At 38.5% G+C, this 13998-nt stretch carries 9 protein-coding genes; 2 read left to right on the top strand and 7 right to left on the bottom strand.

Features of this window, described 5'->3' with window-relative positions:
• Positions 1-113: 113 nt before the first annotated feature.
• The 4 genes from mngB to IGI92_RS03930 all read right to left on the bottom strand — a co-directional run bounded on the left by mngB (position 114) and on the right by IGI92_RS03930 (position 4953).
• Positions 114-2789 carry a mannosylglycerate hydrolase gene (gene mngB / locus IGI92_RS03945; protein ID WP_194188906.1) on the bottom strand — a complete coding sequence of 892 codons (2676 nt, stop codon included), beginning with the start codon at positions 2787-2789 and terminating at the stop codon, positions 114-116.
• Positions 2790-3052: 263 nt separating this feature from the next.
• Positions 3053-4153 carry a PTS fructose transporter subunit IIC gene (locus tag IGI92_RS03940; RefSeq protein WP_008377165.1) on the bottom strand — a complete coding sequence of 367 codons (1101 nt, stop codon included), beginning with the start codon at positions 4151-4153 and terminating at the stop codon, positions 3053-3055.
• A gap of 18 nt (positions 4154-4171) precedes the next feature.
• A complete protein-coding gene (locus tag IGI92_RS03935) occupies positions 4172-4495 on the bottom strand; it encodes a PTS fructose transporter subunit IIB (RefSeq protein WP_005237427.1) in 324 nt (107 codons plus the stop codon).
• Positions 4492-4953 carry a PTS sugar transporter subunit IIA gene (locus tag IGI92_RS03930; RefSeq protein ID WP_005237428.1) on the bottom strand — a complete coding sequence of 154 codons (462 nt, stop codon included), beginning with the start codon at positions 4951-4953 and terminating at the stop codon, positions 4492-4494. The genes IGI92_RS03935 and IGI92_RS03930 overlap by 4 nt, the downstream gene beginning before the upstream one ends.
• Positions 4954-5200: 247 nt before the next feature.
• Here IGI92_RS03930 and IGI92_RS03925 point away from each other — a divergent pair, with 247 nt between their 5' ends.
• Complete coding sequence (locus tag IGI92_RS03925) at positions 5201-7135, top strand: BglG family transcription antiterminator (protein ID WP_244733112.1); 1935 nt, start codon at positions 5201-5203, stop codon at positions 7133-7135.
• Positions 7136-7219: 84 nt separating this feature from the next.
• Here the strand turns inward: IGI92_RS03925 and IGI92_RS03920 are convergent, their stop codons facing one another.
• From IGI92_RS03920 to IGI92_RS03910, 3 genes are all read right to left on the bottom strand, one after another.
• The gene (locus IGI92_RS03920) at positions 7220-11128 is read right to left on the bottom strand and encodes a Spy0128 family protein (RefSeq protein WP_430608133.1); all 3909 of its coding nucleotides are present in this window, start codon (positions 11126-11128) and stop codon (positions 7220-7222) included.
• An 85-nt stretch (positions 11129-11213) separates the two neighbouring features.
• Positions 11214-11555 carry a hypothetical protein gene (locus IGI92_RS03915; RefSeq protein ID WP_016619463.1) on the bottom strand — a complete coding sequence of 114 codons (342 nt, stop codon included), beginning with the start codon at positions 11553-11555 and terminating at the stop codon, positions 11214-11216.
• Positions 11545-12975: a helix-turn-helix domain-containing protein gene (locus IGI92_RS03910; RefSeq protein WP_196044122.1), complete on the bottom strand. Its 1431-nt coding sequence runs from the start codon at positions 12973-12975 to the stop codon at positions 11545-11547. The genes IGI92_RS03915 and IGI92_RS03910 overlap by 11 nt, the downstream gene beginning before the upstream one ends.
• 498 nt (positions 12976-13473) lie before the next feature.
• Between IGI92_RS03910 and IGI92_RS03905 the strand changes: the two genes are divergently transcribed.
• Positions 13474-13794, top strand: coding sequence for a DMT family transporter (locus IGI92_RS03905; RefSeq protein ID WP_005237430.1), 321 nt, complete (start codon positions 13474-13476; stop codon positions 13792-13794).
• The last annotated feature ends 204 nt before the right edge of the window (positions 13795-13998 follow it).

The raw sequence follows: 13998 nt of genomic DNA, 5'->3' as shown, positions 1-13998 counted from the left end.
TAAAACCTACCTCCCATACACATCTGGTTAAAATGTATACGGGAGGTTGACCTTTTCACTATGAATTTTCTTCAACTCTGCACTTGAATATCCTTACTCTCGATCACTAGCAATTATTCTACATACAATGTCACAAATTTTGCATGGCCTATCTTTTCAAGAGTGACTACATTCTTTTCCACAAGAAGTGCTTCTTTTGTAGCTTCTTTTAAATCGACTGTTTCTACTACGTTCACTGGATGGTTAAATGTGATCGTCGCGTGTCCAACTTCATCTAAAAGCCCATTGTATAGACGCAAAATATAACCTGGACGAGCTTCGGCTTTTTTCAATACACTTAGGGTCAAATTGCCATTGATCTCAAAAAGACTATAGTTTGCCGGTAAGGTTGGTTCAACCGGCCCTAAAGTAAAAATCAATCGGGAATTCAGGAATTCTGCGGATTGATAAAGCGTGATCGGTGTTACTGCTTGTTTGGCACGTTGCGCAACATTTGCTTGATCAAATCCTTGCGCAAAGTAAGCAACAGAAAAATCAAAATGCATCGTTTTGTGACACTGCGCAGCTGGTGTCGCAATCACTGATTCTCCTGAAGCACGCCCTGGACGATACAGTAGATTCTCTTTCCCCATGAAGCCATAGGTTCGGAAAATCGTTAAGCGAATCGTATCAAACGCTTCCCCCACGATCTCATATTCACGTACACCCTGAGGCATTACTGCTACGCCATGGGATGCATCGAATAAACTGACAAACGATTGACACGTTTCTATGGCGATCGGTTGCTCATTCCATTGCTCTTTATTGGCTTCCCAAAGGGCCATTTCTTTTTCAAACATAACCGGACGCTGCAATGTACCAAACTGTTGGTCAGCCAGCGAAAATTTCGAGGCAATTCCGGTATCAAATAGCACACATACCCGATGGCTATCCACTTGTTGATTTTCAACCGTTAATTTGAAATCAATTTGTTGCGATTGTTTTTTTAACACGATCGTCAATTGGATCGGCAGTGAAGCCGAGATCTTCTTTTCTGCACGTTCAGCTAAATCCTTCGGAACCCTCAGGGTGAATGCCACATCAATCTTTTGGTAGATCGCTGATTGCAGAATCGAGATCGTTGGTTGCGCATCAATTGATGAAATCACAAAATCTTTCACAGGTGGTGAATAATTGAATGAATCACCATCGTCGCCATTTTCTTCAATAATCCCTTGATTTTGATAAAGCACTTGATTGGTTTTATCTAGAATATCCAACGAACCATTGCTATTGACAGTGATCTGATAGTACTCATTTTCGATCGTATTGGTTGTAATCTCCTGCAATGGTGCGCTTGTATCACCTTTTAAATCAATCGTCAGCTGGGTATACCCCATACTCGGCACGTCAGTCGTTTCTATGGCAATTTTTGCTTTATAGACTTTCTCCGGCAAATAGATCTCCTTGACTGGATCTAATATGTTCCCCTGATTCAACACATACTCCGTTTGGTCGGTAAGCTCTAAAATCGTATAAGGTAACGCCTGACCTGACTGGTCAAGGATCGCAAACTCTTTTTGCGGCAAATAAACCTCTGCTTCGATCACCCCATTACGTTTTGTGTCATAGGTATTGAAAAGCGTAAAAGTAATTTCTTTTGCTTGTGGGTTGTTGATTGCAGTAGAAATCTGTCGTAACGTCAATTCGACAAGATTCATAGAAATATCTCGCGCTTGCTTATAGCGCATATAGATATCTTCGTTGGTCGTATCAGAAACACAAGAACCAATCGAATCATGCGCCGCATTTTCAAACATTAACTTCCAAATCTCTATGACTGTTTCTACGGGGTACTCAAATCCTAATTGCATAGCCATGGTTAAGATAGGCTCCATGACATTGACTAAGTAATGTTGGATCTGGGTGTTCATCGCCTTCAAATCAGGACGTGAAGAAAAAATCGTTTTGTGGATTCGCATCAATTTGCCGTTGATCAGTTCACCAGCGATTTCTTCCAACTCAGGATGGCGTGCTTTGACCGCAGCAATGTATTTTTCGATCGTTGAAAATTGTAACACATACTCATCCTGATACAGTTGATTCATTCGATCAACCAATTCTGGAAGATTTTCTCTAACTGGTGCTTGATCGAAACCATTTGGAAAATACACTTGATCCGTTGCACTGCGTCCCCAAGTCGTTTTAAACGGTTCTTGATGTAAGAACTTTGCTAATTCTACTTCTCGCTCAGGAATGGCACCGCCAATGTAGTACCCACTTGGGATCTGATAAACATTGACCACAGAACCATCTTCTCCACGCCATTTGTACTCTGTGCATTTAACATCGTCATCACTGACACCGCGCCAAAACATCGTGTCAGTGATACCAAACTCACGATAGATTTGCGGCATACTAGCTGCTTGTCCGAAAGAATCTGGCACATAGCCGACATTCATGTAGGTTCCGAATGCTTCACAAATTTTCATGCCATATAACATATTTCGAACAATGCTTTCTCCCGAAATCACTAATTGATCGGTTTGTGTGTACCATGGACCAATGATCAACTTCCCTTGTTGAACAAGTTGTTGAATCCTTTCTTTGTCCTGCGGACGCCATTTCAAGTAATCATCTAACAGAGAAGCCTGTCCATCTAAGATAAAACTTTCATAAGGATCATCCTTTTCTAGTTGTTCAATGACGTTTTTTAGATCGTGCATCAAATAGATTTTCGAGCGACTCGTCGTAAAATACCATTCGCGATCCCAATGACTGTGGGGTACGACATGTACTGTTTTTTTCATTCAATCATTCCTCTCCCGTGATTAGAAAAGGCACGTAACGATGGGTGTCGTTCGTGCCTATTAATTTTTCTCAATTTTTTTACCATCTGGTACACATAATTTGATTCTTACACAAATACTTCGAATTTTGAAAATCGATTCTCTTCAAATACTCTCGTTTTCTTCCCCAAGTCTTGACATTGTCAGATGCCTTAAAGCGTTCTTGAAAAATCACCTGCTCGTGCCTTTTCTTTTGCTACTATTTAGCTAATCAGCCTTGTTGCTTAATTTTCAAAGCTCACTTCAATATCATCGAGGGCAATATCTTCTGTTTGTTCTTCTTGCTTATTGAAATTCACGAATAAAGGCGCGACAAAACCGATGAAGGCTGCTCCTGCAAATAGTCCAATCAAATACGCCCAACCGTTTCCAACAGTGAAGAAGCCGTATATTCCCCCAACTGGCGGCATTTTGTCATACATTCCTAATGCGATCCCCAAACCAGAAGCGATTGCTCCTCCCAACATGTTGATCGGCACAAGCCGTAATGGATTGACTAATGTAAAAGGAATTGCTCCTTCTGTGATTCCGATGAACCCCATAATAAAGTTATTACGCCCAGCATCCAGTAGCTCTTTGTTGAATCGATTTTTGTGGAACAAAGTTGCTAAGGCATATCCAAATGGTACCGCACAAATCGCAACATTCACGATGATAGCTGGCAAAAAGACCCCTTCCGCTAGTAACACATTTCCTGCCATCCAAGCAGCTTTGTTTACAGGTCCCCCTAAGTCAGAGCCAATCATTGCCCCCATGATGACTGCCAGTAAAATTTTGTTAACGTCATTTTCAATCATGGTTCGGATCCATTCAACCAAACTAGTATTGATCCACGCCAATGGCTCAGAGAGTAAGGCGCCCATGACGATTGCTACAGACAATGTAGCAATCAAGGGTAAAATTACCAGCGGCATCACCCCAGCAAACGACTCCGGTAATTTGATATGTTCTTTCGCCCACTTCACTAAGTATCCTGCTAAGAACCCAGCAATAACTGCCCCTAAAAACCCAGCATTGGTGCTAGAAGCGACTGCGCCACCGATAAAGCCGGCACCTAGCGCAGCCTTATCTCCAACAGAATACGCGATAAAACCAGCCAAGACAGTATTGATCAAGCCGATTCCTGTCCACCCTACTTGTTCAATCAAATAAAGCGCATGTTTAAAGCCTTCCGTGTCAGCATAAGGATCTAAGCTTGTGATCCCCATACCAAGAGCAATCATTTTCGGAATGGCAACAACCAGTGAAGCACCAATAATCAATGGCAGTACAAAACTAATTCCACTCATCAAGTGGCCTTTTAAATCTGCTAGAACTCTTTTCATCATCCTTGCCTCTTTCCTTTAGTTTGCGTTTCTTTGTTCAACAGCAGCGACACATTTCTTCAGCACCGCTTCCGGTGCTTTGATACACGTATTGATATTTACTCGAATTTGCGGTTTTCCTTCAAACCGTTCCATCCCAACAACTTTTTGGTCAGTCGCTAAAAGCAAGAAATCTGCTTCTTTTGCTTCGGCTGCAGTGATCTCATTGACTTGCCCTAACGAGCCTTGCTGTTCGATCTTGACCTCATAGCCAAGTTTCGCACCAGCTTTTTCTAAAGCTTTTGCCGCCATCGGTGTATGTGCCAATCCTGCTGGACAGGCGGAAATCCCTACTATTTTCATATAATTTTCTCTCCCATCATTTCCTTTTTGATCAATTCTGCTAAATAAGCTTTGTCTTCTGATTGTTGAATCTGCTGGATGAATGTCTCTTCAAGCAATGCGGTTGCTAGACGACTCAGCATTTGCAGATGCACCGTTCCTTCATCTTTTTTAGGGACCATCAAAGCAAACACATTTTTGACTGCCGAATCATCGAAAGTTTCCCATTCGATGGCTTGCTCTAAACGAATAAACAAAACGGTCGGTTCCAAAACCGGTTCAGCTTTTGCATGTGGAATAGCAAAGCCTTCTTGTAAGCCGGTTGAATATTGTGCTTCCCGTTCAATGAATGCCTCACATGTATCTGCTGCATTGGTAACGATCCCTGATTCATAGGCATGATGCGCAATTACGTGAAACAGTTCTTCTTTTGATGTAACAGCCACATTCAAGAGAATGTTTTTTTCCTGAAAATCCATCTCATCTGCTCCTTTCCTTTATTATGAAACCATTAGCGTAATTCGTGTGGTTTATTTTCTGTACACGTTTAATTTACGGTTTCTGATTCACCATGTAAACACAACAAATTTCCAATTCAAGCGGCAATCATTAGTAAAGCGTTTTCCAAAATGATTGCCAACTCTTCTGGAAACTTTCGGTACTGGTGAAGCATTTCATTCTTATTCTTTCTATTGTATGATGAGAAAGAGCACGGAGGTGAAACAAGTGTCAAAACTTGCTTATCAACGATTAGATGATCTAATGGAAGTATTAACTAGACAAACGGCGCCGCTACCAATGAAGGAGTTAACAAAAAGCTTCTCGATTTCTGAGCGAACGGTTCGGACCGACATTGCAAATTTGAATGATTTGTTAACAAATGTAGGAGCCTCCATTAAGTTGATTCGAGGACAAGGCTATTTGTTGTCTATTGGTTCAAAAGAACGATTTCATGACTGGTGGACTGAAAGTATGTCGACTACCGAGTCCTTTCTAACTACGAGTGAAGAACGACAAGCTTATCTACTTTTCCTTTTATTTAAGAATGAAACCCCTTTATCCTTGGATGATTTTCTTGATCGATTATTTATTAGTAAAAACACCTTTTACTCATACTTAAAAACGGCTCGAGACAATTTAGCGACCTATCAATTAAAAATAGTAAATCGTCCAAATATTGGCTTTGAAGTCTTGGGTAACGAATTCGCCAAACGCCAAGCAATCAGTGATCTGTTGATTGAAAAAGATCTCCAAGAGTATTTGGTCGGCTTCACGGAAATGGAACTTGAGTTGTTTGATACGATTGATCTAACCCGCTTGCAAGAATTGTCATTAAATCATCTGGCACCCTTAGACTTATTAGACTCTGATTACTATCATAAAAACATTCTTTCTCATTTTGCTTTAGCAATCAGTCGCTTTATAGCCGGTCATCAGATCAACGAATTTCCCTTGCATGTGCCCGCGCTCAAAAAAGACGCCCAGAAAGTTGTAGGTCACTTCTTAGAAGAAATCGATCATGCATTTGATATACAATTGACTGCTGGAGAAAAACAATACTTCATTTACTATCTCGCGATGAACGCACCACGTTTAGTTGAAACAGGCGATGCAAGCGATTCTTCCACGAAAACTGCGAAAGCCATTGTGGAAGAATTATTAACTGCGATCAAACAGACGTCAAACTATGCATTAGAGACAGACAAGATGCTAATAGAAGATCTGACATCTCATATTGAGGGCTTTATCAATATGAATCTAATGGATGCACGCCGTAGCAATCCATTGCTGACAACGATCAAAAAATCTTTTCCACAGGCTTATGATTTATGTTTGACTCATTTAGAAACGGTAAGCCTGAAACACGGTTTTTATTTTTCTCCTGATGAGATCGGCTATATCGCTTTGCACATCGCAGGTGCTATGGAAAGGAATTCCATCAGAAATCATCATAAACATCGCGTCATCCTTGTTTGTGGAACTGGTCGAGCCATGAGTCGTATTATTGAAGCAAAAATTATCAAGCACTATCAAGAAACGATCGAAGTCGTTGATCGCTTTTCTTACGTCGAGCTACAACAATGTGATCTTTCTGCGATTGATTTTGTGATCACAACCGTTCCATTAGAACAGTTTTCGGTTCCCTCTATTTACATCAACATGGCCAAGCTAGATAAAGAAATTGGCAAAATCGAACCGTTCATTGAAACGCTCAGTGAAACAAAAGACGGCATCTATTCATTGTTTCAAAAAGCATTTTTTCTTCATGAAAATCATGCAGATAAAGAAACCTTACTAAAGAAAATGGCGCAGCAATTGTACCAAAAAGATTTTGTGCCCCAAGATTTTTATGACAGTGTGAAAAAACGAGAAGCAATCAATCAGACCAATATTAACGAGTGGCTTGCTATCCCCCACCCCATGACATTGCTGGCAAAACGCTCAGCCGTTTCAGTGGCGATCATTCCTGATGGTGTTGATTGGGGAAATGGTGATTTGGTTAAATTTGTCTTTCTCTTTGCGATTCAAAAAGACGAATATGAAGATACCGAAGAAATCTATAGTCTTTTATTAGAATTGATGGATCGTGAAGATATTCAACAAGCAATCTTACAAAAAAGTGACTATCACCACTTTTTGAGCTGTATCAAGCAATTATAAAAGGAGCTGGGGAATCCAGCTCCTTTTGTTGATATGACTAATCTTATTTTGATAGTTCTTTTTTCTCATTCATAGTAAGCAAAATTAAGACTGTTTCTTGACCTTTTTATTTTTTAGTATTATTAAAAAGATGAAACAAATGATACAGAACAATCCAACGAGTATATATCGTTGATCTACAGTTTCTCCTGTCTTAGGCAGAGCATCACTATCTGATTTTTTTATCCTTTTATTTTCTTTCTCCAACTCTTTTTCCCTGGTTGCTTTAATTGAACGATCATTTATTGAAAATTTGATAGGGGTTTTATCGATTTGATACCCATCTGGTGCTTTAGTTTCAACTAACTGATATTCTCCTATGTCTAAATTGCTTATCTCAACTTTTCCATCTTTATTTGTAACTATTTTTTTCTGTACAATATTTCCTTTCGAATCTTGCAACTCAAACTCTGCATTTGCCAGTAGCTTTCCTGTTTCGCTATCTACTTTTTTCAGAGTTACTTTCCCAAGTTTTGGTGATACATAAGTATTCTTGAAAAGAATCGATTCTTGATACGCTGGACTTGCCACTAATTGCCCCGATTGATCCTCCACATTTACGGTTACATGATAGACTGTGTCATCATAGGTGATCGTGTTATCTGTTCCTGTGACTTCACGAATCGTATACTTGTATGTGCCAGCTTGGTCATAGTCGATCGCATCGAAATAAATTTTCCCATTGGCATCATTGCTCTTGGTTTGAAGCACTTCCCCTTGCTCGTCCAACAGCTGGAATTGAAATTCATCCGCACTTAATGCTTTGCCAGTTAGTTCTTTGCTTGCTTCTAGAACCGCACTCCCTTTTGCGGGATTATAGCTATTTTTAAAAGCAGCACTGCCTTCATAACTTGGACTTGCCACTAATTGCCCCGATTGATCCTCCACATTTACGGTTACATGATAGACTGTGTCATCATAGGTGATCGTGTTATCTGTTCCTGCGACTTCACGAATCGTATACTTGTATGTGCCAGCTTGGTCATAGTCGATCGCATCGAAATAAATTTTCCCATTGGCATCATTGCTCTTGGTTTGAAGCACTTCCCCTTGCTCGTCCAACAGCTGGAATTGAAATTCATCCGCACTTAATGCTTTGCTAGTTAGTTCTTTGCTTGCTTCTAGAACCGCACTTCCTTTTGCGGGATTATAGCTATTTTTAAAAGCAGCACTGCCTTCATAGCTTGGACTTGCCACTAATTGTCCCGATTGATCCTCCACATTTACCGTTACATGATAGACTGTGTCATCATAGGTGATCGTATTATCTGTTCCTGCGACTTCACGGATCGTATACTTGTATGTGCCAGCTTGGTCATAGTCGATCGCATCGAAATAAATTTTCCCATTGGCATCATTGGTCTTGGTTTGAAGCACTTCCCCTTGCTCGTCCAACAGCTGGAATTGAAATTCATCTGCACTTAGTGCTTTGCCAGTTAGTTCTTTGCTTGCTTCTAGAACCGCACTCCCTTTTGCGGGATTATAGCTATTTTTAAAAGCAGCACTGCCTTCATAGCTTGGACTTGCCACTAATTGCCCCGATTGATCTTCCACATTTACCGTTACATTGTAGACTGTGTCATCGTAGGTGATCGTGCTATCTGTCCCTGCGACTTCACGGATCGTATACTTGTATGTGCCAGCTTGGTCATAGTCGATCGCATCGAAATAAATTTTCCCATTGGCATCATTGGTCTTGGTTTGAAGCACTTCCCCTTGCTCGTCCAACAGCTGGAATTGAAATTCATCTGCACTTAGTGCTTTGCCAGTTAGTTCTTTGCTTGCTTCTAGAACCGCACTCCCTTTTGCGGGATTATAGCTATTTTTAAAAGCAGCACTGCCTTCATAGCTTGGACTTGCCACTAATTGCCCCGATTGATCTTCCACATTTACCGTTACATTGTAGACTGTGTCATCGTAGGTGATCGTGCTATCTGTCCCTGCGACTTCACGGATCGTATACTTGTATGTGCCAGCTTGGTCATAGTCGATCGCATCGAAATAAATTTTCCCATTGGCATCATTGGTCTTGGTTTGAAGCACTTCCCCTTGCTCGTCCAACAGCTGGAATTGAAATTCATCTGCACTTAGTGCTTTGCCAGTTAGTTCTTTGCTTGCTTCTAGAACCGCACTTCCTTTTGCGGGATTATAGCTATTTTTAAAAGCAGCACTGCCTTCATAACTTGGACTTGCCACTAATTGCCCCGATTGATCCTCCACATTTACCGTTACATGATAGACTGTGTCATCATAGGTGATCGTGCTATCTGTTCCTGCGACTTCTCGGATCGTATACTTGTATGTTCCTGCTTGGTCATAAACGATTGCATCAAAGTAAATTTTTCCTTTGGCATCATTGCTCTTAGTTTGGAGCACTTCCCCTTGCTCGTCCAACAGTTGGAATTGAAATTCATCCGCACTTAGTGCTTTGCCAGTCAATTCTTTACTTGCTTCTAGAGTCAAAGCGACAGGTTTTTCTATTTTCTTGTTTACAACATTTTTCGTCACTTCTTTATCGTTGCCAAAGTCGCTTGGAGTAACAGTTAGTACCTGATCCAATAATTCATAACCCGCAGGAGCTTTTATTTCCTTTATCGTATAATTATCCTTCAGAAGATCATTGATAGAAGCTCGCCCTTCGTCATCTGTTATCAATTTTCCTACAACTTGTCCCGTTGACTCACGTAGAACTTCAAAATGTGCACCAGAAAGAACTTCCCCTGATTCATTCGTTTTAAGAATACTTACCGTGTAATTATATCCTTCGGCTTCGCCTCCTCCTTTTTGGTAATTTGTATAGGCAACGCCATCCTTTATCACTACGTCATTTGATGTCAATACAGCCGTATTAACGATATTCTCTCCATCAACAGGTGTATACGCTAATTCTGCTTTATAGTAAATTGCGTATTGATCTTCACTACCAATATCTCCAAAATCTATTGAGAATGATCGTTGATCACTAGAAATATTGATTTCATAATCTCCAGTCACGTTGACACGATTTACTAATTCCCAATCATTTCCAGCAGCATTTAATTGCCACTTTCCTTTATAAATAATGAACGAACCTGGAACATAATTGACAGCCTGACTATTTATCGCATCGGTGATCGTAGCATCAGGATAGTTACCGCTACTTCGATTGATTGCAACATAATATTGAATCGTTTGATCACTTCCGTCTGTAAACCAACCAGATTTCGTTAAAGGATATGTGGTTGTATCTATACCAGCATAATCAATTTCAATTGGAAAGGTCGTTCCTTCAACATCAATCGTCGTCGTTATTATCTGTTCCTCTTGAACAATTGTTGAATCAACGCCCGCGTAAAAATAAAAAGAGCCATGTATATCTGAATGGATTTCTGCATAATCTGTATAGGTCAGAATAATCTGTTTTGAATCTGACAAAACGGTTGCATTGGCGACGATGTTACCGTTCGAATCTTTTAATTCAAAGGATTCGTTACTACCAAATCTAAGTTCAGGCGGCAAGGTGATCGTTGTCGTATCTCCTTCTTTTACTTGGTTATTTGGTAGATCAAACGTCCCATTGATTCGAAATGTCTCCCACTGTCCAACAGCTTCCGTCAGAGGAGCTCCATTTTTATCCGTGATACTAAAGGAAGTGATCACATCATCAACTGCTGAAAATGGAGCAATGGTTGGCGCTCTTGATTGTTTCTCCGAAGTCTGTAAAGTTTCTGATTTAAGATCTGATTGTACCTCTGTATTCTGTAAATCTGTAGATTCTACCGATCCACTTGATGTGGTGGTCGATGTTTCACTTTGAGACTCACTTGTTCTATTTGTTACATCACTCGTCTCACTTGTGGCTTGTGTACCTTGGGTTTCACCAATACTCATTTCAGCAATCGCGTGTAATGGCGCAACCAAGATAGATGTTACAATTACTAAAAGGCTAAAATAAGTAGAAATTCTTCTTTTCATATTCACCGATTCCTTTTCTATACTATTAATGTGTTGCATACTGACATTTTTATACCGTTGCTACAAGATTCATCTATTTCAACTACTATCTTTTATGCAAATATTCCGTGTACTTTCTTCCATATAAAATTCCCCCAGACATACTTTCTAAAATTCTTCCTAAATAGATGGGTTTATCATTTGAAAGCAAATAAGGTTGTTCCGTTAACATTGTTAATTGTTGCTCAATTGAGAGGAAATTTTCCTTTTGTTTTCTGTATTTCGCTAATTTTTCTGAATCATTCTCAACGACGATTTCATTCTCATTGGAACCTACTTCAAACGCATATACAGGTGCTTCTTCTTTCGTATGTTCGCTAGGCAAGAAACTCATTTGATTGATTAGAAAAAAGGGCAAAACTACCCATGAAAAATATTTATCTTTCAAAAGCTGCCTCCTTTAGTTGTACTAGCAACTCTCCCAGTTCCTTCCAATCATTAGATGTAGGCGGTTTTTTCCAAATAAGTTGTTCACAGTTCAATTTATCCATAGCACAGTCCGAAAGAAATAACTTGGTATTATTACTGATTTTGGCTTCAAAGATAAGATTCATCGATTGTAATGACTGTAGCATCATTTTTATATAGCTGTTGTAATTATTCCCATGAGAAAAATCAATACAGATATTTAAAGGTGTCTCAATTTCTTCCATGGGTAGCTGCGTAACTAATAAGAAAAGATAGTCATAATAAAGCTTGTTTTTCTCGGAATTAGATTGGAAAAAAGTGGATTTTTCTATTTCCCGAAAAAAATCCTGAATAAATTTATCAATTGCTGGATTGGTTTCCTGAAAATAATTAAACTTCCCTTTGATAATGAATGACTGATTTTTAAAGCGATAAACTAACCATTTTATATGTATATTTGTTAGTTCCTTCTCTATAAAATCATCTCTTATTTCATAACTGAATGTGTCAAAAAACATAGAAATAAATTTTTGAGTCAACTTAACTGCTTCTTGATACAAATCAAATGTCATAAACTTCGTAACGAATTGTTCATTGTCGATTTCAAAATGACAGAACATCAAAAAATAACCAATTTCATTCTCTATCTGTTCATCGTCGATCGAAGAGTCACTGTTTATCGCTTTTTTCAACCACTTCGTAAAATCATTTTTCACATAGTCCACATAAGTCTCTTGTATAAAATGTTTATTTTTTATTCGAATGAACCAAACACTAATAAAGATTGCTAGTTTTATTTCTTTTGTTCTGGGGATAGTTACTATATATTGTGATGAAAATTGCTTTATAATTCTATCGGTCATTTGACGAATTTCTTTTGGAAAAGGATTTTCAATGCCGTTAAATAATTCATAGTAAGTACTAAAAAAAATACTGCGTACGCTTAACTCATTCCCAATAATTCTGCTCTTTTTAATCAAAATGTTTTCTTCATTTAATAAAGACTTTAAATGGCGAAACTTCACATAGCTAGAGGTCTGGCTGCTGTGAAGCAAACTAACTTGCTTTTTCATAGGAATCTCATTAATGAAGAAATTATCCAAAATATTAAAAAGTTCACAAATTCTCATAAACTTAATTCTTATTTTCTTTACTGTTACGTAATCCAGATTAGCACAAGTAATTTCTCCTGATTTTTTGATATAAATTTCAGTATCCTTGGAAATTAAGCTCAAATACGTATTCAATTCATCTATGTAAGTTTCAACTTTATAGCTAGAAATAGCCAAAATCGTACTTAATTCTGAAACTGTACAATAATGATTTTTATAATTCTCTATGTATTTAAGAATTACCCACTCATAACGATACCTATCAATCAATAGTTCTTCTGACAACATAGAAATACGCCCTCCCCTATATAAGTTTACAAGATTAGTCAAAAAGTAGTATAAGCTTTTTTAAACAAAATTGCTTATTTTTTTTATTTATTAGAAAAATATAGTAATTTTGAATTGAATCTTTTGCTTAGAATCTAAATTAAGAAATGATAATATAACTTTACGTATGATTAATAACTAGTATTCCTAACATCTTATCTTTTTACAACTATTTAATTACTTGCTAAAAAATAACTTAATGGCTAGTCAAAGACAAACTGATTGAACCTTGATTTCCTTGGCTATCTAGACGACAAAATTACCTTTCGTTCTTGAAAAAAACTTGATAGTTGACTTCGCTTATCGTTGACATTCCGCCTCTTTTCAGCTAAGATTTTATTATTGTTACATTAATTGAATATCCAAAACACCACCGGGTGATAGAAGTGTTTGGTAAACTCATTAGGTCCTTGAAGAGTTTACTGAATGCTTATTTTTTTTTGAGGAGGAGAATAAATTATGACATGGATTTATTTACTTTTAGGAGGATTTTTTGAGGTCGTATGGGCATCTACCATGAAACTGAGCAACGGGTTTAGCCACTTTTGGTATAGTATTTCAACAGTCATCGGAATGCTTTTCAGTTTTGGCTTCTTGGCTTTAGCGGTCAAAAACCTACCATTAAGTATCGCTTATCCTGTTTGGACAGGGATAGGTGCGGTGGGATCGATTATTGTGGGGGTCGTGTTCTTTAAAGACCAGCTATCCCTTCTGACTTGGGTTTTCGTCGTCTTATTAATAGTTGGTATTTTGGGCATCAAGTTTACCAGCGGACATTGATTTAGCCATTTGATAATAGTTTTGCTAGCCTTTTTGTAGGTACCTTCATCAATCAAGCGCCTTGACTCCTATAACGAAACACGGATCCAAATCGCCATTTTCAGCCCATCTAAAGAATTTTTTTTGCAATTAGCCTATAGGTAAAAAATATTTTCAAAAAACGTTTGACCTTATAGTCACTCTAACCTTTATGCTATTCATGTA

The sequence above is a fragment of the Enterococcus sp. DIV2379 genome, assembly GCF_050542965.1.
Lineage (GTDB): Bacteria > Bacillota > Bacilli > Lactobacillales > Enterococcaceae > Enterococcus_D > Enterococcus_D entomosocium.
This window is presented reverse-complemented; position numbering and strand designations above follow the sequence as displayed.